Source organism: Dactylosporangium sp. NPDC000521, from assembly GCF_042898305.1.
Lineage (GTDB): Bacteria > Actinomycetota > Actinomycetes > Mycobacteriales > Micromonosporaceae > Dactylosporangium.
This window is the reverse complement of record NZ_JBIAYW010000042.1, coordinates 26,517-46,434: the sequence shown is the minus strand read 5'-3', so window position 1 is coordinate 46,434 and position 19,918 is coordinate 26,517. Positions and strand designations below refer to the sequence as shown.

General features: G+C 72.5%; 16 protein-coding genes. 8 read left to right on the top strand and 8 right to left on the bottom strand.

Annotated features, from left to right (window positions below; genetic code table 11):
• The 3 genes from ACFY3L_RS53175 to ACFY3L_RS53165 form a co-directional block, all read left to right on the top strand.
• A partial coding sequence (locus tag ACFY3L_RS53175; RefSeq protein ID WP_389343171.1) for a ricin-type beta-trefoil lectin domain protein occupies positions 1-538 on the top strand: 538 nt, incomplete at its 5' end.
• Positions 539-601: 63 nt separating this feature from the next.
• Positions 602-2,113 carry an alpha-N-arabinofuranosidase gene (locus ACFY3L_RS53170; protein ID WP_389343168.1) on the top strand — a complete coding sequence of 504 codons (1,512 nt, stop codon included), beginning with the start codon at positions 602-604 and terminating at the stop codon, positions 2,111-2,113.
• Positions 2,114-2,353: 240 nt separating this feature from the next.
• Positions 2,354-2,752, top strand: a complete 399-nt coding sequence (locus tag ACFY3L_RS53165; protein ID WP_389343165.1) for an STAS domain-containing protein — start codon at positions 2,354-2,356, stop codon at positions 2,750-2,752.
• A gap of 30 nt (positions 2,753-2,782) precedes the next feature.
• Here ACFY3L_RS53165 and ACFY3L_RS53160 read toward each other — a convergent pair whose 3' ends face one another.
• Together ACFY3L_RS53160 and ACFY3L_RS53155 are read right to left on the bottom strand one after the other, a co-directional pair.
• Positions 2,783-6,952: a PAS domain S-box protein gene (locus ACFY3L_RS53160; RefSeq protein ID WP_389343162.1), complete on the bottom strand. Its 4,170-nt coding sequence runs from the start codon at positions 6,950-6,952 to the stop codon at positions 2,783-2,785.
• 78 nt (positions 6,953-7,030) lie between these two features.
• Positions 7,031-7,513 (bottom strand): MarR family winged helix-turn-helix transcriptional regulator, encoded by a 483-nt coding sequence (locus ACFY3L_RS53155; RefSeq protein WP_389343159.1) that lies wholly within the window; start codon positions 7,511-7,513, stop codon positions 7,031-7,033.
• Positions 7,514-7,600: 87 nt separating this feature from the next.
• Here ACFY3L_RS53155 and ACFY3L_RS53150 point away from each other — a divergent pair, with 87 nt between their 5' ends.
• Positions 7,601-8,179, top strand: a complete 579-nt coding sequence (locus ACFY3L_RS53150) for an NADPH-dependent FMN reductase (RefSeq protein ID WP_389343156.1) — start codon at positions 7,601-7,603, stop codon at positions 8,177-8,179.
• Positions 8,180-8,272: 93 nt separating this feature from the next.
• Here ACFY3L_RS53150 and ACFY3L_RS53145 read toward each other — a convergent pair whose 3' ends face one another.
• The gene (locus ACFY3L_RS53145) at positions 8,273-8,542 is read right to left on the bottom strand and encodes a PspC domain-containing protein (RefSeq protein ID WP_389343153.1); all 270 of its coding nucleotides are present in this window, start codon (positions 8,540-8,542) and stop codon (positions 8,273-8,275) included.
• A 236-nt stretch (positions 8,543-8,778) separates the two neighbouring features.
• Between ACFY3L_RS53145 and ACFY3L_RS53140 the strand changes: the two genes are divergently transcribed.
• Entirely contained in the window at positions 8,779-9,207 is a 429-nt protein-coding gene (locus ACFY3L_RS53140) for a hypothetical protein (protein WP_389343150.1), read from the top strand.
• Positions 9,208-9,255: 48 nt separating this feature from the next.
• On the opposite strand, the gene ACFY3L_RS53135 is transcribed toward ACFY3L_RS53140, so the two are convergent.
• Positions 9,256-13,017 carry a ricin-type beta-trefoil lectin domain protein gene (locus ACFY3L_RS53135; protein WP_389343142.1) on the bottom strand — a complete coding sequence of 1,254 codons (3,762 nt, stop codon included), beginning with the start codon at positions 13,015-13,017 and terminating at the stop codon, positions 9,256-9,258.
• A 169-nt stretch (positions 13,018-13,186) separates the two neighbouring features.
• On the opposite strand from ACFY3L_RS53135, the gene ACFY3L_RS53130 reads away from it, so the two are divergent.
• Positions 13,187-13,714: an AAA family ATPase gene (locus ACFY3L_RS53130; protein ID WP_389343139.1), complete on the top strand. Its 528-nt coding sequence runs from the start codon at positions 13,187-13,189 to the stop codon at positions 13,712-13,714.
• 166 nt (positions 13,715-13,880) lie between these two features.
• On the opposite strand, the gene ACFY3L_RS53125 is transcribed toward ACFY3L_RS53130, so the two are convergent.
• Positions 13,881-14,381 (bottom strand): hypothetical protein, encoded by a 501-nt coding sequence (locus ACFY3L_RS53125; RefSeq protein WP_389343136.1) that lies wholly within the window; start codon positions 14,379-14,381, stop codon positions 13,881-13,883.
• 4 nt (positions 14,382-14,385) lie between these two features.
• Positions 14,386-15,927, bottom strand: coding sequence for an Hsp70 family protein (locus ACFY3L_RS53120; RefSeq protein WP_389343133.1), 1,542 nt, complete (start codon positions 15,925-15,927; stop codon positions 14,386-14,388).
• Between the two features lie 348 nt (positions 15,928-16,275).
• Between ACFY3L_RS53120 and ACFY3L_RS53115 the strand changes: the two genes are divergently transcribed.
• Positions 16,276-18,087: a family 16 glycoside hydrolase gene (locus ACFY3L_RS53115; RefSeq protein ID WP_389343130.1), complete on the top strand. Its 1,812-nt coding sequence runs from the start codon at positions 16,276-16,278 to the stop codon at positions 18,085-18,087.
• A gap of 54 nt (positions 18,088-18,141) precedes the next feature.
• Here ACFY3L_RS53115 and ACFY3L_RS53110 read toward each other — a convergent pair whose 3' ends face one another.
• Together ACFY3L_RS53110 and ACFY3L_RS53105 are read right to left on the bottom strand one after the other, a co-directional pair.
• Positions 18,142-18,312 (bottom strand): hypothetical protein, encoded by a 171-nt coding sequence (locus ACFY3L_RS53110; RefSeq protein ID WP_389343127.1) that lies wholly within the window; start codon positions 18,310-18,312, stop codon positions 18,142-18,144.
• 142 nt (positions 18,313-18,454) lie between these two features.
• Entirely contained in the window at positions 18,455-19,348 is an 894-nt protein-coding gene (locus tag ACFY3L_RS53105; RefSeq protein ID WP_389343124.1) for an aldo/keto reductase family oxidoreductase, read from the bottom strand.
• 117 nt (positions 19,349-19,465) lie between these two features.
• Here ACFY3L_RS53105 and ACFY3L_RS53100 point away from each other — a divergent pair, with 117 nt between their 5' ends.
• A complete protein-coding gene (locus tag ACFY3L_RS53100) occupies positions 19,466-19,891 on the top strand; it encodes a winged helix-turn-helix transcriptional regulator (RefSeq protein ID WP_389343122.1) in 426 nt (141 codons plus the stop codon).
• The last annotated feature ends 27 nt before the right edge of the window (positions 19,892-19,918 follow it).

Below are 19,918 nucleotides of genomic sequence, written 5' to 3'. Positions count from 1 at the left end.
CAGCGACTCGTGGCGGTCCAACGAGAGCCCGCTGCTGTTCGACGGCGGCGGCAACAAGAAGGCCGCGTACACCTCGGTCCTCAACGCCCTCAACGGCCCTGGCCCCGGCCCCACCTCACCCACCGGCGGGCAGTCCTCGTCGTCCACCACTCCGCCGCCCAGCGGCGCGAAGCGGATCGTCGGTGCCCAGTCCGGCCGGTGCATCGACGTGCCGAACTCCTCCCGCACCAACGGCACGCGCGTGCAGCTGTACGACTGCCACGGCCAGACCAACCAGCAGTGGACGTACACGTCGAGCCGCCAGCTGACCGTGTACGGCAACATGTGCCTGGACGCCGCCGGGTCCGGCAACGGCTCGGCCGTGCAGATCTACAGCTGCAACGGCCAGGCCAACCAGCAGTGGAACGTCAACAGCAACGGCACCATCAGCGGCGTGCAGTCCGGCCGCTGCCTCGACGTCTGGGGCACCGCCAACGGCCAGCAGGTCCAGATCTACGACTGCAACGGCCAGGCCAACCAGCGGTTCAGTCTCAGCTAGTTTCTTTCGGTGAACGGTGGCCGTGCGGCTTTCCGCACGGCCACCTCTGCTGAGGAGGTCCGCATGCTGCTCGCGAGCGTCACCGTCGACCGGGCCTTCGTCGTCGGGCCGGTGCGCCGGCGGACGTTCGGCTCGTTCGTCGAGCACCTCGGCCGGTGCGTCTACACCGGCCTGCACGACCCGGGGCACCCGACCGCCGACGCGGACGGCTTCCGCGGCGACGTCGTCGAGCTGGTCCGCGAGCTCGGCGTCAGCATCGTGCGCTACCCGGGCGGGAACTTCGTGTCCGGGTACCGGTGGGAGGACGGCATCGGCCCGCGGCCGCAGCGTCCGGCCCGGCTCGACCTGGCCTGGCACTCGACCGAGCCGAACACCGTCGGTGTCGACGAGTTCGTCCGCTGGGCGCGCAAGGCGGGCGTCGAACCGATGATGGCGGTCAACCTTGGCACCCGGGGCATCCAGGAGGCGCTGGACCTCCTCGAGTACTGCAACATCCGCGGCGGCACGGCGTGGTCGGACCGGCGGCGGGCGAACGGCGCCGAGGAGCCGCACGGCATCCGGATGTGGTGCCTGGGCAACGAGATGGACGGCCCTTGGCAGACCGGGCACAAGACGGCCCACGAGTACGGGCGGCTCGCCGCCGAGACCGCGCGCGCCATGCGGCAGATCCAGCCCGACCTGGAACTGATCGTGTGCGGTTCGTCAGGCTCCGGCATGCCCACGTTCGGCGAGTGGGAACGCGTCGTGCTCAGCGAAACGTACGACGTCGTCGACCTGGTCTCGGCGCACGCCTACTACTGCGAGGAGGACGGCGACCTCGCCTCGTTCCTCGCCTCCGCCGTCGACATGGACCACTTCATCGACTCGGTCGTCGCCACCGCCGACGCGGTCCGTGCCGCCCGCAAGGCCACCAGGCGCATCCACCTCTCGTTCGACGAGTGGAACGTCTGGTACGTCGACCGCGCCGAGTCCCGCCCGCCGACCGGCGACGACTGGCCGGTCGCCCCGGTGCTGCTGGAGGACCGCTACAACGTCGCCGACGCCGTCGTCGTCGGCAGCCTGCTCATCTCGCTGCTGCGGCACACCGACCGCGTCCACGCGGCGTCGCTCGCCCAGCTCGTGAACGTCATCGCCCCGATCATGACCGAGCCCGGCGGCCGGTCCTGGCGGCAGACCACGTTCCACCCGTTCGCCCTGACCGCCCGGCACGCCGCCGGCGAGGTCCTCCGGGCCGCGATCGACGCCCCGGTCCACGACACGACCCGTTTCGGCCCGGTCCCTGCCGTCGACGCCGTCGCCACGTATGAGCCTTCGGCAGGCGGCCTGGTCCTGTTCGCCGTCAACCGGTCGGTGTCGGAGCCGGTCGCGCTGACCCTCCATCCGCGCGGCTTCCGCAGCCTGCGGGTCGTGGAGGCGCTGACCCTGTCCGACCCCGACCACACCCGGTCCGCGACGGCCGACGACCCGACGCCGGTCCTGCCGCACCCGAACCCCTCGGCGGCGGCCGACGACGACGGCGTACGGATCACCCTGCCACCGGTCTCCTGGACCGTCCTGCGCCTGCAGGCTGCCTGAGCTTTGCCGCGTGTACGAAGGACCGGACGACGTGGACCGGTCGTCGATGCGGCACGCGTACGGCCCGGCCCGCGAAGTCACCCAGGCCAGGACGTCACCCGGCGTTCCGGGGTGGTGACGGTCCTCGATACCAGCTGTCGAGCGCGGCGGGCGCCCTCGTGCTGTAGTGTCGGTTTGGCGGTCATGTCCTTCAACCACGTGGGAGCAGTCGCCGACGTCACCGCGAGGGGGCTTCCCCGGATGGACGATCAGCGCGCACCCACCACGTTCGTCTCCGCCTCCGACCACCTGCACGTGCAGGTCGTCGCCGCGGCGCCCGGTGAGCGGTGCCACCGGCTGCTGGTCGCCGGTGACCTGGACACGCCGACGGCGGTGTCGCTGCTGATCGCGGGCGCCGACACGTTGAGGCTCGCCCCGCAGGCCGACGTCGCCGTCGACATCGCCGAGGTGCGGCTGCTCGGCTCGCAGGGCATCCGCTGCCTGCTGATGTTCCGCCAGTACGTGGAGCGCCACGGCGGCCGGATGCTCGTCGTCGGCCCGACGCAGATCGTGCGGCAGGTCCTGGAGATCACCGGGCTGCTCGACCTGCTCGAGGTGCCGGCCGAGGCCGAGCGGGACGGGATCAGACCAGGAGACTGAGCAACGCCCCGGGCCGGGGCCGGACGGGGGTCAGGCGGCGGCGTCGAGGGTGACGACGAACACGGACCCGCCGGCGGGGTTGGGCTCGTGGTGGACGTTGCCGCCGTTGGCGTGCACGAGGCTGTGCACGATGTAGAGGCCCAGGCCGGTGCCCTTGACCCGGCTGGCGTCGCGGTCGGCGCGGGCGAGCCGCCCGAACAGCCGGTCGCGGAACTCCTCGGGCACGCCCGGCCCCTCGTCCTCCACCCGGACCTGGACGCGCCCGCCGCCGGGGTCGACGACGCGCACGGCGGTGGCACCGCCGCCGTACTTGCCGGCGTTGGAGATCAGGTTGGTGAGGATGTGCTGGAGGTGACCGGCGTTGACCAGCGCGCCGACGGAAGGCCCGAGGACCGGGATGTCGGTGCCGGCGACGGTGAGCGCGGTCTGGATCTGCTCGTGCAGCCGCACCGGCTCGCGGTGGGCGTGGATGGCGCCGGCGTCGATGCGCACCATCGTGAGGACCTCCTGCACGATGTCGTCGAGGCGGTGCGCCTGCCGCGAGATCCCGGTGATGATCTTCGCCTTGCGGGCGTCGTCGAGGGCGGCCCAGTCGTCGGTGAAGATCTCGGTGTAGCCGAGGATCGCGGCGAGCGGGTTGCCGATCTCGTGCCCGAGCATGCCGATGAGGTCGAGCTTGAGCCGGTTGGCGTCCTCCAGCTCGGTGTTGCGGTCGGCGAGCTCGGTGGCGGCGGCGTCCCGGGCCCGTTCGGCGGCGCGGCGGCGGGTGGTGTCGGTGACGACGCCGATGAAGTGGTCCGGCCGGCCGTCGGGGTCGCGGACGAGCGTGATGGTGGCCTCGATGTCGACCCAGTGCCCGGCGGCGTGCCGGAGCCGGCCTTCCATCGTGAACGCGCCGGCCCGGCCCGCGAGAAGGTCCTCGATGGCGGCGGCCGCGGTCGGCAGGTCGTCCGGGTGCAGCTTGTGCATGCTGCTGGTGCCGATGAGCTGCCCCGGGGCGTAGCCGAGCATGGCGGCGTAGGCCGGGTTGACGTCGGCGAGGCTGCCGTCGAGGTTGCGCACGATCTGGCCGACGGCGGAGTTGTGGAACTGGGCCCGGAAGCGGGCCTCGCTCGCGGCGAGAGCGTCCTCGGCGGCGCGTTCGGCGGTGACGTCGGTGTTGACCTCCAGCACGGTCCCGGCGAGTCCTGGCTGGTCGTCGTGCTGCAGGATCTGCCGGCTGAGGACGATGACGGTACGGCCGGCCGCGGTCACGTGCTCGAGCTGGCCCTCCCAGCGGCCCTCCCGCAGCAGGGCGGCGGTCTGGTCGGCCTCGGTGCCGCCGTCGGGGAAGCCGGTCGCCAGCAGGTCGTGGGTGACCTCGCCGGTGGCGGCGGTGAGGGGCCACCCGTAGAGGTCCTCCGCGCCCTGGTTCCACCACAGGATGCGCCCGTCGAGGCCGCGCACGATGACGGCCGCGGGGATCAGCTGCAGCAGCGTCGCCTGGCGGTGCAGCTGGGCGAGCTCGGCCCGGCGCTGGGTGATGTCCTCGACCTGGTTGACCAGGTAGCGCGGCGTGCCGTCCTCGCGGACGATCGCGACGTGCACGTTGGCCCAGATGGTGTGGCCGTCCTTGTGCCGGTACCGGCGTTCGACCATGAGCGTCTCGCGCTCGCCGGACATCAGCTGGGCGGTGAGCCCGTCCGTGCTGGCCAGGTCGTCAGGGTGCTGCAGGTCCCGGAACGTCATCGTCATCAGCTCGGCGGTGCTGTAGCCGGTGATGGCGGCCATGGCCGCGTTGGCGTGCAGGTACCGGCCGACCTGGCCGGGGTCGAGGCTGGCCAGGACGACGCCGAGCGGGGAGTTGTCGAACGCGAGCTTGAACCGGGTCTCGCTGGCCTCCAGCGCGGCGAGGGCGCGGGTGCGTTCGGCGAGCAGGTCCGCGCTGTGCGCGGCGTCGTCCGCGTGGCGCAGCGCCGAACTGAGACTGTCAGCGAGCAGCGCCAGCTGCTGCTCGTCGGTGTCGTCGAAGGCGCCCGGGCGGGTCGCGGCGACCTTCAGCGCGCCGATGACCGTGTCGCCGGCGAGCAGCGGTGCGATGAGCATGGAGGCGATGCCGAGCCGGGCGCACGTGTCCCGGTTGACCCGCGGGTCGTCGCTGGTGTCGGCGCACGCGGCGGGGGCGCCGGTGGCCAGGACGGTGCCGCTGAGCGAGCCGACGACCGGCACCCGGGTGCCCAGCGACCGGTGGAGCGTGCCGGAGGCCGCGGCGTAGTACAGCGCGTCACCGTCGAGAAGCTCGACGACCGCGCCGTCCGCGGCCGGGAACAACTGGACCGCGCGGTCCGCGACGACCCGGATCGCGCCGTCGCGGTCGGCGGCGGCCGCGGTCACCTCCCGCTGCACGAGCAGCGTGTCACGCAGGCGCTGGAACTCCCGTTCCGTCGCGCGTGCCGCGGCCCGGTCGGCGCTGACGTCGAGCATCTGCAGCACCGCGGACACCGGCCCGCGGGCGTCGGTGATGACCGACGTGTGCGTGGCGACATCGACCCGGTGTCCGTCGCGGTGGCGCAGGACCGACTGGCGCACGGTGCGGCTCGCCCGGCCGTCGGCGAGCGCCGTCAGCGCCTGTTCGAGGGCCGCCGAAGGTTCGGCGAGCAGGTCGATGACCGTCAGCGCGGCGGCCTCGTCGGCGGTGTACCCGAGCAGCCGCGCGAACGCCGGGTTGGCCAGGGTGATCCGGCCGCGGTCCGCGCCGCGCAGCGCGACGACGACCTTCGCGACCGGGCTGTGGTCGAACACGTCGGCGAAGCGCCGCTCGCTGTGCTCGAGCCGTTCCACGGCGGCGAGGGCCTCCCCGCGCTGCGCCTGCAGCTGCGCGTTCGCGGCGGTCGTCGCGCGCAGCAGCGCCTGGTTGCGTGCCGCGTCGTCGGCATGGCGCAGCGCCCCGGTGAGCGCGTCGGCGAGCAGGGTCAGCTGCTGCTCGTCGGCGTCGTTGAACGCCCCGGGCGCCGGGCTGCTCACCACCAGCGCCCCGAGCGGGCCGGAGACGCCGAGCAGCGGCGCCACAATCAGCGACCGGACGCCGACGGCCACGCCCACCGCGGGCGTGATCCGCTCGTCGGCGCGGGTGTCGTCGCAGCGCAGCGTCGACCCGGTCAGGATCGCCAGCCCGGACAGCGACCCGTTCACCGGCATCCGCGGCTCGTCGGCGCCGGCCGTGCCGGTCGCGGCCGCGACCTGCAGCGCCGCCCCGTCGGCGTCGAGCAGCGCGACGACGGCGGCGTCGCCGCCGGGGATCACCTGCAGTGTCCGTTCCGCCATCAGCCGCAGCACGGTGGCCCGGTCGTCGGCGGCGGCGGTCACCTCCCGCTGCACGGCGATCGTCGTGCGCAGCCGCGCCGTCTCCCGCTCGGCGCGCCGCTGCGCCTCGACGGCCGCGGTCACGTCCCGGGCGATGCCGACGACGAGATCCTGGCCGGGCAGCTCGGCACCGTTCCACTGCAGCCACAGGTAGTCGCCGCCGCGGGTCCGGTAGCGGTTGCGCAACCCGGCGGCGGGCCTGCCGCCGGCCGCGGCCGCCTGGGCCGCCGCCACGCCGGAGGCGACGTCGTCCGGGTGGATCAGTGTGGTGACGTCCATGCCCTGCAGGTCGGCCTCGCTCCAGCCGAACAGCCGCTCCCACGAGGCGTTCGCCCGCACCACCCGCCCCTCGGGCGTGCTCACCAGCAACAGGTCGGGGGTGGCGGACACGATCGCGTCGAGCAGCGCCTCGCTGTGACCGCCGGGAGCAGGGGTTGCGGTGGCCGTTGCCGTGGCCGGTGTGGTTCGTGCGGCGAACTCGGCGGCCACGTGCGGCCCGCCGAGCGCGTCATGGATCACCGTGGCCCGGATCGTGACCGGCACCCGCCCGCCGTCCTGCCTGCGCAGCTGCCCGTCGAGCACCAGGTCACGCAGCTCGTGCCGGGCCAGGGCCGCCAGCGCCTCCACGACCGGCGGCCGGTCCGCGGCGCCGAACAGGACGGTGCAGGACCGTCCGAGCAGCTCGTCGCGGCCGTATCCGACGAGGTCGCACAGGGCGGCGTTCACCTCGACCAGGTCGCCCAGCGCACCCTCGTCGAGCGCGGCGACCGCCTTCGCCGCCATGCCGCGTTCGAACGCCTGAGCGAGCAGCCGCAACCGCGCCTGCTCACCGAGCCGCCCCAGCACGCCGACCCCCACTTTGACGTCATCGGCGTGCGAGCGGCCGACCTGAGCAGGTCGGGCCCGGTGTCAGCGCCGGTGTCAGGGCGGGAGCGCTCAGGCCGGGCCGCCGGTGCGGGCGGTGCCGGCCGAACCGGCGACCTTGACGACCCGCTCGGCGATCGCGGTGAGCCGGACCAGGTCCTCGGGGTCCAGCTGGTCGAACAGGACCCGCCGGACCGTCTCCACGTGCCCGGGCGCGGCGGCGTTGATCATCGCGCGCCCCTGCTCGGTGAGCCTGACCATCGTGCCGCGCCCGTCGGTGCGGCACTCGGACCGTGCGACGAGGCCGCGCTGCTCCATCCGCCGCAGGTGGTGGGCGATCCGGCTGCGGTCCCAGCCGATGCCCGCGGCCAGGTCCCGCACGCGCAGCGCCTGCCCGTCGCTCTCGGACAGCGGCGCGAGCACGTCATAGTCGGCGGCGGACAGGCCCGCCTCGGCGAGCTGCCCGTCGATCGCCACGTCGAGCGTCCGGCGCATCCGCAGGAACGCCAGCCACATGCGCTCCTCGTCCCGGTCCAGCCACCGCGGTTCGGTCATATGTCACATCGTACCGATGGATGCTGACACGTCAGCAAAACCGGGCTACGGTTGCTGACACGTCAGCAAAGTGACCGAGGGAGAACCGTGCACACCCTGCAGATCATCATCGCCAGCACCCGCCCGGGGCGGGTCGGCCTGCCGGTCGCCGAGTGGATCCACACGGCGGCGGTCAAGCACGGCGGCTTCGAGCAGGTGGAGCTCGTCGACCTCGCCGAGCTGAACCTGCCGCCCATGGACGAGCCAAACCACCCGCGGCTGCGCCGCTACGAACACCAGCACACCCTCGACTGGAGCGCGACCGTCGACCGGGCCGACGCCTTCGTGATCGTCATGCCCGAGTACAACCACGGCTACACCGCGCCGCTGAAGAACGCGATCGACTACCTCTCCCAGGAGTGGGCCCACAAGCCTGTCGGCCTGGTCAGCTACGGCGGCGTCGCGGCCGGCACCCGCGCCGTGCAGGCGCTGAAGCCGGTGCTGACCGTCCTGAAGATGATGCCGGTCCCCGAGGGCGTGCAGATCCCGTTCGTCGCCCAGTTCGTGGACGAGGACGGCACGTTGCGCCCCAACGAGGTCATGGAGACCAGCGCCGCCGCGATGCTCGACGAGCTGGTGCGCTGGACGGGTGCGCTGGCCCCGCTGCGCGGCCGCACGGCCGGGTGATCCGCTGATACCGGTCGCGGGGCGCCGGGTTCCCGGCGGCCGACCGCTGGGGGAGTGTCCGTGCGCGATCCGCTCGGCCCGCCGTGGCGGCGGTCAGACGCTCGTCAGGGTCGGCTCCGGCTCGGCGAGCCTCGGCTCGGCGAGCTTCGGCGCGGCCTCGGCCGGCATGAGGATCCACAGGATCGGGTAGGCGAGGATCTGCGTGCCGGGAATCGCCAGCAGGACCAGCCCGAACAGCAGCCGGGCCGGCCACGGGTCGATGCCGAAGCGCCGCCCCAGCCCGGCGCAGACACCGCCGAGCACCCGTCCCTGCACCGGCCGCACCAGGTCGTGCTGACGCATCGTGCCGTGAACGGTCTCCATCTCGTTTCTCCTTCGCTCGTGTTCGACCGTTCAACTGTCGCGTCCTGGAGGGTGTCCGGGCATCGGGGAGCGCCCCGGGCAGCCCCCGGATCCGGACCACCTACGGGTCGCCCGGATGGCCGGGCGTGCGGCACGGAAGGCCTATTTCCGGCATTTAGGGCATTGCCGGAGAGGGGTCCGTGGTGTCCTCGGGTGGAGGAGGCGTCGACGGCGACGCCGGACACGGGGGAGACACCATGGGACGCATCGCCCGCAACACCATCGTGACGCTGGTCGCGGCCTGCGGGGTCGCGGCGCTCGCACCGGCCGCGCCCGCCGCGGCCGCACCGGTGCCGTTCGGCTCCGTCACCAAGATCGTGCTGGACCGGTCGGGCGGCTTCGCGGGGCAGCAGGACTCGTTCGTCGTGGACCGCACGACGGTCGGCGGCAGGCCCGTGCTGCGGATGGCCGGGAGCTGGAAGTTCAGGTGGCTGCGCAACTCGTACCAGCCGCAGAACCCCTGCTGCGACCGTTACAGCTACCGGGTGACGGTGTCCTACCGCGGCAGCCACCGCAAGACGGTCACGACCGTCCAGGGCGCGAAGGCCCCGCGCATCCTGTGGGACGTCATCAACGAGACGGAGCGGGTCGGCGTGCGGCCGTTGTCGCCGGCACCCGCGGCCTGACGGCGGTGCGGCCGGACCGTCGCCGGGCCGGCCGCACCACCGCTGTCACTACTGCGGCAGGACCCACTGCTGGGCGGTGTTGCCGGCACAGTCCCAGATCTGCAGGGCGGTGCCGTTGGCCGTGTTGCCGTTGGGCAGGTCCAGGCAGCGGCCCGAGACCGGGTTGATCAGGGTGTTGTTCGGGCCGAGCTGCCAGATCTGGTTGGCGGTGCCGTTGCAGGTGTAGAGCCACACCTTGGAGCCGTTGGTGGTGCCGTAGCCGCTGATGTCCAGGCACATCGAGGTGGCGTTGCGCAGCATGCCGTCGGGGAACAGCTTCCAGACCTGGGGCAGCGGCGCGCCGTGGCAGTCGAAGATCTGCACGGCGTTGCCGTTGGTGGCGGCGCCGCCGGCGTTGTCCAGGCACTTGCCGGCGTAGCCAGAGCGGACGATGCCGATGCCGGTGCCGTCGAGGGTCCAGGACTGGTTGGCGCCGCCGTTGCAGTCCCACAGCTGCATCACGGCGTCCGGTGCCGTCAGCGACGTGTCGAGGCAGCGCCCGGAGACCGGGTTGACCAGGCTGTTGTTCGGGCCCGGCTGCCAGATCTGGTTGGCGGTGAGGTTGCAGTCGTAGAGCCACACCTGGCTGCCGTTGGTGGTGCCGTAGCTGGACACGTCGGCGCACTTGCCCAGGATGCGCAGCGTGCCGTCGCCGGGGACGGTCCACAGCTGGGTGTTCGCGCCGAGGTTGCAGGCGTACGACGTCAGCTTGTTGGTGTTGGCGCTGTTGCCGAACGAGTTGTCCAGGCACTTGCCGGCCAGCCCGGAGTGCAGCAGGCCGGTGCTCCCGGCGGTGTTGGCCACCGGCGCGGCGAACGCACCGGAGCCGGTGTTGAGGTTGGCGTTGATGGCGGCGCGCCGCACGTCGCTCCACAGGTCCGGCCTGCCGTCGCGGTTGATGTCCGCGCCGGTGACGACCGGGTACGTCGCCGCGGGGAACCCGGTGGCGGAGTAGGTGGCGGTCGTGCTGCCGGTCGCACCGGCGTAGACGCCGTTGCCGGTATCGCCGGTGACGAGGTCGACCTTGCCGGTGGCGTCGGTGCGGACGAACAGCGCCGGTTCGGTGCCGTTGAGCGCCGCGGTGATCGTCTTGCCGGTCCAGTCGGTGCTCAGCAGGATCGGGCTCTCGAAGGCGCCGGGCGGGAAGCCGGGCGGGTAGACGTACAGCGCGTCGCCGACGATCGCGTACAGGTCGGGCAGCGGCGAGCCGGTGATGCTCGGCAGCACCGAGGCGGCGATCTGGTCGACGACCTGGTTGCCCTGCCCGCCGTCGATCCTCGGCAGCAGCAGCTTGATGCGCTCCGCGGGGGCGAAGACGGCACCGTCGCCGTACGCGGGGATGACCTCGACGTTGCCGTCGGCGTCACTGCGGGGCAGCCTGACCAGCAGGTCCTGGGCGCCGTCGCCGGTCAGGTCGAGGGCGCCGACGCTGCTGCCGGTCCAGTCCGCGACGGTGCCGACGCTGCCCGCGCCGCCGGTGCCGAGGCCGCCGGCCTGGACCGGCGCGCCGAGGTGGCCGGCGTTGTCGGTCCCGGAGTAGAGCCAGGCACCCGGCCGTGAGGTCGTGCCGACCGAGATCACGTCAGGCTTGCCGTCGCCGGTGAAGTCGCCGAACGCGGCTGGTTGGGCGGGCGCGTCGGTCGTGAAGCGGTAGGCGGTCACCGGGCTCGCGTTGCCCGCGCCGTTGATCGCGTACACGTAGAGCACGTTGGGGCCGAAGCGCCGCGGCGTGAGGCTCACGCTCGTCGGTGCCGTCCCGCCGGCCGCGGGCAGCAGTGTGCCGCCGCGGAACGGCCCGTAGCTGCCAGGGATGACCGCCGGCGGCTCGACGGTGAAGCTGTAGATGTAGCTGATCGGCGGGTCGGTGCCGGCCGGCGGGGTGAACGTGAACGTGCCCGCGGTCCCGACCGCGGCGCCGGTGCCATTGGCCGGGAACGTGGCGGACGTGACCACCGGCGCGACCGGCGTGTTCTTGTTGACGCTGAACCAGCAGGTCGGCGAGACCGGCCCCAGGTCGTGCCCGTCGCTGGCGCGGACGTTCCACGAGTACACGTGGCCGTGCGTGAAGCTGCTGGCCGGCAGCGTGACCGACGCCGTCTGGTTGTTGCTGACCGTCACCACCGGCGTCGCGACCGTGGTGCCCGCGGTGCTGTCGGCGATGGTGAACCCGGCGTCGAGCAGCCCCTGCGCGCCGTCCGGGTCGCTGACCGTCGCCGAGAACGTGACGGCGGTGTTGCCGATCTGGCCACCGCCGCCGCACGGCACGGATGGGCTGGTGCCGTAGTTCGCGGGCGTGTTGGGCACCGCGTTGTACTGGATCGCGATCGTCGGGTTGTTCTCGAACTTGCGCCAGGCGTCACGGTTGGTCTCGGTCGAGTTGTACAGCCCGAGCGTGGCGGTCGACCAGTGCCCGGCGGCAGCGGCGACGATCTCGCTCTTGACGTCGAAGTCGTGCTGCATCGGGTTCGTGCTGCCGTCGCTGCGCCAGTTGCCGGGCAGGTTCGCGCTCGCCACGAGGTTGCCCTGGCACGGCTGCGCGCTCCAGCTGGTCTGGTTGCTGATCCCGCACGTGTGGTAGATGCCGAAGCTGTACACGTTGTTGGTCGCCGACCACACCGATTTCAGCTGCAGCGTCGCCTTCGTGATGTTGGTGCCCCAGATGTTGGTCGGGATGCCGAACTGGAAGAACGAGCGGGCCTTGTAGTACGGGGTCTCCCACCCGGCGTAGCCCGCGCGGGCCCAGTCGGAGCTGTTCCAGTATTTGGTGGTGCTGTAGTTGCTGTTGACGTACGTCCAGGCGTTGCGCGACGCGGCCGCCGGGCTCGGGTTCCACGACGGGTCCACGTACAGCGGGTACGTGATCGACGGGTCCTTCAGCATCGCCGGGTCGGGGGTGATGACCACGGCGTCGCCGGCGACGCTCACCCCGACGCGGTGCTGCCGGGCGACGGCGCCCGGCCCGCGGACCGTGGAGCGGGTCGGCTCCCCGTTGAGGAACGGCGGCTCCGGCGCAGCCGAGCGCAGGCCCGCCTTCGTCGCGGGCGTGGCGGAGTCCCAGGCGACGGGCGCCGGTGCGGTGAACGCGGGCCGCCCGTTGCGGTCCACGGCGGTGAGGTCGCCGTCCTTGCCGGCCTCGACGGTGACGCCCGACGCGACGGTCTCCAGGCGCAGCGCCTTCAGCGCCGGGTTGGCGGCGGCGGTGGCGTCGTGGATGACGAGCACGTGGGAGAACCCGCCCTGTTCGGTGGCGGTGACCGCGAGGTCGACGCCGGGCAGGACCCCGGCGTAGGTGGCGGTGGGCCCGCTGACCGCCGGCGCGGGCAGGTTACCCGGCCACTTGAGGCCGAGCTGCCCGCCGTCGCCGCGCATGGTGGCGAACGCGCCGCTGCCGCCGCCGGAGATGACCAGCGGCGCCGCGGCGGCGGCCGGGCTGTAGCTGCCGTCGGCGTTGCGGCGCAGGGACGCGTCGAGCCCGACCCAGGCGCCGTCGCGCTTGGTGCGCACCGGCCGCGCGTTGAGGTTGGTGGTGAAGGTGCCGTCCGGGTTGGCGAAGGTCTGCTGCGTCGCCGAGGTCGACGACGCCACCTCGACCGGCCGCCCCGTCGCGCGCGCCCGCGCCGCGGCGTCCTCGACCGGCCGGACGACACGCTGCGGTGCCGCCGGCGCGGCGTTCGCCGGGGCGACGGGTGGGGCGAGGACAGCGAATCCGGCGCCGGCGGTGGCGGTGGCGGCGGTGATGACGATGGACAGGCCGCGACGAGCGCGCGGCATGGCTAACCGTGCCTTGGGCATGGTTTCGTTCCCCCGATGCGATAGATGCGTATGCGCCTCTTCGATCGCGGACGGTACGGGATAGGGCGACCCGGATCCAGGGACAGCGATATTGGCGGCCGTTGTTGTACGCTCCGGTTCCCGCCCTGCCGCCGGTATCGTTGTCCCGATGTCGAAGATCCTGATCACCGGCATGTCGGGCACGGGCAAGTCGTCAGCGCTCGGCGAACTCGGCCGCCGCGGCTATCGCGTCGTGGACACCGATGATCCGGGCTGGCGCGAGTATCGCGAGTATGCCGAGTTCTCCGACGAGGTGCACCGCGGGGAATGGCTCTGGGTCGAGGAGAGGATCACCGGGCTGCTGGACTCCGATGATGACCGCTCACTCTTCGTTCAAGGATGCGTGAGGAACCAGTCGAGGTTCTACGACCGTTTCGACGCGGTCGTCCTGCTCAGTGCCCCCGCTGACGTGATCCTCGACCGGGTCGCGCGCAGAACGACGAACGACTACGGGAAGTCTCCGGTGGAACGAGCGATGATCCTGGACGACCTCGCCACGGTCGAGCCACTGCTCAGAGCGACCTGCACACATGAACTGGACGCCGGCCGGCCGCTCGACGCAGTCGTCGCCGACCTGATCGCGATCGCGTCACACCCACACCCCGAACGACACAGCGAGGCAACCGGTTGGCAGTGATGGCGGACGAGCCGCGATACGCGTTCCGGATCGATGAGACCGGGGACGGTGCTCGACGGACGGGACGTGGTCGACCTGGCGAGCTTCTTCTGTGCGCTGGGCGAGGCGGTGGAGGGCCGGTCTCGTCGACGACCCCGGCTGCCGGCGTCGCCGCGCCTGACCCGCGCTACCGCGGCTGGACCGGCTGCCGCCAGGAGCGGCCCGCCACCAGCGCGAGGATGCCGGCGGCGGCGAGTCCGCCGAGCCACTGGAACCACCAGGCACCTTCATCGGAGCCGTCGTAGAGGCCGACGACGACGGCTCCGCCGAGCAGCCCACAGCCCGGCGCCATGACCAGGGCTCTGGTCAAGCGGTCGAGCGTGGCCGGGCCGGGCCGGGTCATGCGGTAGCCGCGGAGTGCGGCGGCGGCGAGCAGCAGGACCGCGGACACCTGCTGGACGGACTCCACGGGCTGGTCCGGCGGCAGGGCGAACGCCACGACCGCGGCGATCAGCGCCGAGACGAGACCGACGACCTCGGCGGGCCGGGGCGCGAGCTTCGGCAGGGTCGTGGGTGGGTGCACCGGTGCGGGCCGGGCCGAGCGGACCGTCCACACGACGACGGCGCCGGTCGCGGCGACGGCGGCAGCGGCGGAAGCGACCTCGTACGACGTCAGGCCGGCGGCCATCAGATCACCCCGCAATGTCCTGGACGGTGTACACGATCAGCAGGAGAGCGCCGGCCGCCGCCGCGGAGAACGCCAGCCAGTCGACGCTTCGCGGGCCGGGACGGCGCAGGCGCCAGCCGCGCCACAGCAGTGCGGCCGTGAGCAGGCCGCCGCTGATGAGCCAGTACCCGTTGCCGCTGGCCTGCAGGTACGCCACGAGCAGGACAAGCACGGCGAAGCCGGCGGCCACGAGTCCGAACAGCTCACCGGACCCGGCCCCGATCCCGGCCGCGGGCCGGGGCGTGGGCGGTGCGGGCGCGGTGAGGGGCGCCAGCGGCGGCCAGGACGGCTCGTCGACCGGCGCCGCGGTGGCGGTCGTGGCCGAGACGACCGGCTCCGGGGGCGGGGCGGCGTCCTGCGTCGGCGTGGCAACGGGCGGCGCGGCGACCGGAGGCGCTCCGAAGGCCGCGGGCGCGGCGGCGGGTGGGGCGGCCGCGGCCAGGGCGGCCAGCTGGAGGGCGCCCTCGGCCACCACCAGCTGCGGCTCCTCCAGGACCGTCGGTGCCACCCCGGTCGCCCGGTGCAGCATCGTCGCGATGAGCGGGGTGCGGGTGCCGCCGCCGACGAGGAACCAGCCGGCGACCGCGTCGGGCCGCACGCGGGCCTCCTTCAGCGTCGTCAGGGCCAGGTCGACGGTGCGGCGCAGCAGCGGCTCGGCGGCCGTCTCGAACTGCTGCCGGGTCAGCAGCACCTCCTCGTCGGCCGCCGGGATGAACAGGCTGGCCGACGACTCCCGCGACAGCGCCTCACGCAGGTGCTTCGCGTCGGTCCACAGCATGGTCGTGTGGCGCAGGTCGGCGGCGGACGACGGCGCCGCCAGCCGCTGCCACAGCTCAGGCGCGCGGGGTTCGACGACCGTCCGCGCGTGGGCGACGACCAGCGCGTCGAGGTCGATGCCGCCGACGTCGTCCAGGCCGCGGCAGGACAGGTCGCGGAACCCGTCGGCGGTGCGCTGCACGACGCTCGCGTCGAACGTGCCGGCGCCCAGGTCGTACACGACGACGCACTGCCCAGGTGCCACCGCGTGGCCGAGGACCGCGGCGAAGTAGGTGGCGGCGGCGACGGGCTCGGCCACCAGCGCCGGCACCGGGAGCCCGGCGAGACGGGCGGCGTCCAGGAGCACCTGCCGGCGGGCGGTGCCCCAGGTCGTGGGGCACGTCATGGTCAACGTCGCCGGTGGGCCGCCGAGGGTACGCAGGGCCTCGGCGCGGACCCGGGTGAGCACGGACGCGATCAGCTCGGGCACCGGCACCCCGCGGTCGCCGAGCAGCACGTCGAGCTCGTCGATGCGCCGCTTGGGGTGCGGCTCGTAGCGGGCCGGGTCGAGCCGCGCGGAGTGCTCCGCGTCCCGCCCGACGAGCAGCCGCCCGGCGGAGCTGGCGAACACGGCGGACGGCAGCAGCGGCGACGAGTCGAACAGCAGCGGCCGGATCCGGCCGTCGGCATGGCGGACGACGGCCACCGTGCTCGAGGTCCCGTAGTCGATTCCGAGCGCGGTGTCCGGCACCCCCGCAGCCTAGGGAAGCGCGAAATCCGCCCGCGATCGTGCGAACGGATCACGCCTGCTGCCCCGTTCGGCGGCGAATCGGAGCCGTGTCGGAGGTTCCGCGGCCCGCGCGGCGGAGCCCAGCGCCGCCGGTGCATCCCGCGACAAGGCCGCCGGACATTCCGCGGCAAAGCCGCCCGGTACATCCTGCAACAAACCTGCACACGGCACGCCTTGTCTCCAGGAAAGCGCTTGCCTTACGGTGGCGTTCATCGATGCGGATCCGCCCCGCTCCCTCCGCCTGGGAGCGCCGCCGATCGCGCTGCCGCACGCCCCGTCGCGCGTGCGTGTCTGTCTTCCGGAGGAACCATGAGTGCACAAGTCCGAACCCGGCCGCGGGCGCGCCGCTGGCTGGCCGCGTCCGCGGCGGTGGCCGCGGTCACCGGTGTGGCGCTGGCCGGGCAGGTCGCGTTCGCCGACACGGCGTTCAGCGCGACGTTCGAGGACGGCTCGACCAGCGGCTGGTCGAAGTCCGGCGGCTCCTGGAGCGTCGTCACCGACGGCAGCAAGGTGCTGCAGCAGTCCAACGCCGGCAGCGAGAACGCCCGCGACTTCGCCGGCGACAGCGGCTGGACCAATTACACGGTGCAGGCCGCGGTGAAGCCGCTGTCGCTGGGCTCGGGCGGCTTCGTCGGCCTGCTCGCCCGGTCGACCGGGTCCACCACGTTCTACCGGCTCGCGCTGCTGCCCGGCAACCAGGTGCAGCTGCAGGCGGTCAACAGCGGCTCCGTGACGGTGCTCGGCAGCGCCTCCCGCACCGTGTCCACCGGCAGCTGGTACACCCTGGCCATCACCGTCAACGGCGGCTCCATCAGCGGCTCCGTCGACGGCGCCCAGGTCGCGTCCGCGAGCAACACGTCGATCGCGAAGGGCCGGATCGGCCTGCAGACGGCGTACTCCAGCGCCAACTTCGACAACGTCACCGTCACCACCGGCGGGACCACCCCGACGCCGACGGCGACCGTGTCACCGACCCCGTCCCGCTCGCCCTCCGGCTCGCCTTCGAGTTCGCCGTCGCAGTCCCAGCCGCCGTCGTCCGCGCTGTACGTGGCGCCGAACGGCAGCGCGAGCAACCCGGGCACGCAGGCCAGCCCGACGACGCTCGCCTCGGCGATCACCAGGGTCACCGCCGGCGGCACGATCACCGTGCGCGGCGGCACCTACAACCTGTCCTCGACGGTCACCATCGCGGTCGGCAACAACGGCACGTCGAGCGCGCCGAAGCGGATCGTCGCGTACCCCGGCGAGACCCCCGTGCTGAACTTCTCCGCGCAGAGCGAGGACCCGGCGAACCGCGGGCTCGCCGTGAACGGCAACTACTGGTACATCGGCGGCATCGTCGTCGAGCGCGCCGGCGACAACGGGATCTTCGTCGGCGGCAGCAACAACACGATCGAACGGGTCGTGACCCGCTTCAACCGCGACAGCGGCCTGCAGATCTCCCGCGCCGCCTCCGACACCCCGCAGTCGCAGTGGCCGGCGAACAACCTCATCATCTCCTCGGAGTCGCACGACAACGCCGACTCCGACGGCGAGGACGCGGACGGCTTCGCGGCCAAGCTGACCAGCGGCCCCGGCAACGTCTTCCGCTACACCGTCTCGCACAACAACATCGACGACGGCTGGGACCTCTACACCAAGACCGACACCGGCCCGATCGGCGCGGTCACCATCCAGGACTCGCTCTCCTACAACAACGGCACCCTGAGCAACGGCACCGTCAACACCAACGGCGACCGCAACGGCTACAAGCTCGGCGGCGAGGGCATCGGCGTCAACCACGTCGTCCAGCGCAGCATCGCCTACCACAACGGGCACCACGGCTTCACGTACAACAACAACCCCGGCTCGATGACGATCTCCAGCAACCTGTCCATCGACAACGCCGAACGCAACTACTCGTTCGACGCGGGCACCCACACGTACCGGAGCAACACGTCCTGCCGGTTCAGCAGCGGCGGCTCCAACGACAAGACCGTCGGCAACGCCGACAGCAGCAACCAGTTCTGGACCGGCACGAACGGCTCCCGCTGCGCCACCTACAGCGGCGCCCTGGCCTGGTCGTTCGCCTCCGACGGCCACCTCGTGGTGACCCTCGGCGGCCGCACGGTCAGCCTGTAACCCCCGCTTCGGGGGCGGGCCGTGGCGAGTCACGCCACGGCCCGCCTTCGCGGCTCAGCCGGTGGGGTCGCCGCCGCCGCCGCTCGTGCCGTGTGGGTCGCCGTTGACGAGCGCCACGGTGGGATTCGGATCAGGGTCGTTCTCGTGCTTCGGGTCGATGGCGTACAGGGCCGCGATGGACAACGCGGCCAGCGCCGCGACGGCGAGCCGTCTGGAACGAACCATGTCGGTCTCCTCGATGAGTTGCGCGTTTCCCGGCATTGTCGGGGGCCCTGTCCAACGGCGGCGTGCAATCCGGTTGCAGGACCGCGTAGCCTCGCGGCGTCATGACGGACTCGAGGATGCGTGCCGCCTGGATCCGGGCCGACTACCCCTGACCGGTGGTGGTCACCGCAGGGCGACCGATCTTGTCCAGCTCGGCCAGGTCGTCGTCGGTGAGCCGGAGCCCGGCGCCGGCGGCGTTCTCGCGCAGGTGAGCCGTGGACGAGGTGCCAGGGATCAGCAGGATGTTCGGCGAGCGGTGCAGAAGCCAGGCCAGGGCGACGGACATCGGAGTCGTCCCCAGCCGCGTGGCGACGCCGGAGAGCGCCGAGGACTGCAGCGGGGTGAAGCCGCCGAGCGGGAAGAACGGCACGTAGGCGATGCCTTGCCCGGCCAGGCGGTCGATCAGGTCGTCGTCGTGGCGCTGTGCCAGGTTGTACAGGTTCTGCACGCACACGATCGGGGCGATCGTCAGGGCCTCTTCGACCTGCTCCGGGGTCGCGTTGCTCACGCCGAGGTGCCGGATCAGGCCCTGCTGGCGCAGTTCGGCGAGGGTCCCGAGGGCCTCGGCGAGCGAGCCGGGCCGGGGCCCCTCGGCGTCGCCGAGCCGGAGGTTGACCACGTCGAGCGCGTCGAGCCCGAGAGCCTCGAGGTTGTCGTGGACGGCCCGGCGCAGGCTCTGCGGGTCCCTGGCCGGCGGCCAGCCGCCCTGCTCGTCGCGGGTCGCCCCGACCTTGGTCACGATGTGCAGGTCCGCCGGGTACGGGTGCAGCGCCTCCCGGATGAGCTGGTTGGTGATCCGCGGCCCGTACGCGTCGGCGGTGTCGATGTGGGTGATGCCGAGCTCGACGGCCGCGCGGAGGACGGCGACGGCGCCGTCGCGGTCAGCGGGCGGTCCCATGACCCAAGGGCCGGCGAGCTGCATGGCGCCGTAGCCGAACCGGCTGACGGTCAGATCCCCCAGCGTCCAGGTGCCGCCGGGAAGTGCAGTGGACGACATGTGCGTTCCTCTGTTCTGCTGCCTGACAGATGCCGCTCCACTATCAGGGGGTAACTTCCTACTGGGAAGTGCGCACTTCAAGGTGCGTAACACACCCGACGGGTTGGAGGAGGGCCGATGGCGACGACGACGGCGGCGCAGCAGCGGGCGCAGACCAGGTTGGAGTACGACGCATTCCTGGCGGCGTGCCCGAGCCACAAGCTGCTCGAGCGGATCTCCGGCAAGTGGGTCGCGCTGATCCTGACCGCCCTGGGCAGCGGCCCGGACTGCGGCGGCGACCCCCGTCCGATGCGCTACTCGGAGCTGTCCCGCCTGCTCGCCGGCGTCAGCCAGAAGATGCTCACGCAGACGCTGCGTGCGCTGGAGCGCGACGGTCTGATCAGTCGCACCGTGACACCGACCGTCCCCGTCACGGTCTCCTACGAGTTGACGGACCTGGGCCTGTCCATGCACGGCCTGGTCCGTGGCCTGAAAATGTGGGCCCAGACCCACATGGACGACGTGCTGGCCCACCGCGCCTCGTACGACGACGCCACCGACTGAAGCAGGAACGTCGCGCACGGGCACCGC

What these genes read in the sequence shown, in the direction of transcription:
- ACFY3L_RS53115 (WP_389343130.1), top strand. Translation starts at nt 16,276, where the DNA reads ATGAGTGCACAAGTCCGAACCCGGCCGCGGGCGCGCCGCTGGCTGGCC.
- ACFY3L_RS53170 (WP_389343168.1), top strand. Translation starts at nt 602, where the DNA reads ATGCTGCTCGCGAGCGTCACCGTCGACCGGGCCTTCGTCGTCGGGCCG.
- ACFY3L_RS53145 (WP_389343153.1), bottom strand. Translation starts at nt 8,542, where the DNA reads ATGGAGACCGTTCACGGCACGATGCGTCAGCACGACCTGGTGCGGCCG.
- ACFY3L_RS53130 (WP_389343139.1), top strand. Translation starts at nt 13,187, where the DNA reads ATGTCGAAGATCCTGATCACCGGCATGTCGGGCACGGGCAAGTCGTCA.
- ACFY3L_RS53100 (WP_389343122.1), top strand. Translation starts at nt 19,466, where the DNA reads ATGGCGACGACGACGGCGGCGCAGCAGCGGGCGCAGACCAGGTTGGAG.
- ACFY3L_RS53135 (WP_389343142.1), bottom strand. Translation starts at nt 13,017, where the DNA reads ATGCCGCGCGCTCGTCGCGGCCTGTCCATCGTCATCACCGCCGCCACC.
- ACFY3L_RS53105 (WP_389343124.1), bottom strand. Translation starts at nt 19,348, where the DNA reads ATGTCGTCCACTGCACTTCCCGGCGGCACCTGGACGCTGGGGGATCTG.
- ACFY3L_RS53110 (WP_389343127.1), bottom strand. Translation starts at nt 18,312, where the DNA reads ATGGTTCGTTCCAGACGGCTCGCCGTCGCGGCGCTGGCCGCGTTGTCC.
- ACFY3L_RS53140 (WP_389343150.1), top strand. Translation starts at nt 8,779, where the DNA reads ATGGGACGCATCGCCCGCAACACCATCGTGACGCTGGTCGCGGCCTGC.
- ACFY3L_RS53125 (WP_389343136.1), bottom strand. Translation starts at nt 14,381, where the DNA reads ATGGCCGCCGGCCTGACGTCGTACGAGGTCGCTTCCGCCGCTGCCGCC.
- ACFY3L_RS53155 (WP_389343159.1), bottom strand. Translation starts at nt 7,513, where the DNA reads ATGACCGAACCGCGGTGGCTGGACCGGGACGAGGAGCGCATGTGGCTG.
- ACFY3L_RS53165 (WP_389343165.1), top strand. Translation starts at nt 2,354, where the DNA reads ATGGACGATCAGCGCGCACCCACCACGTTCGTCTCCGCCTCCGACCAC.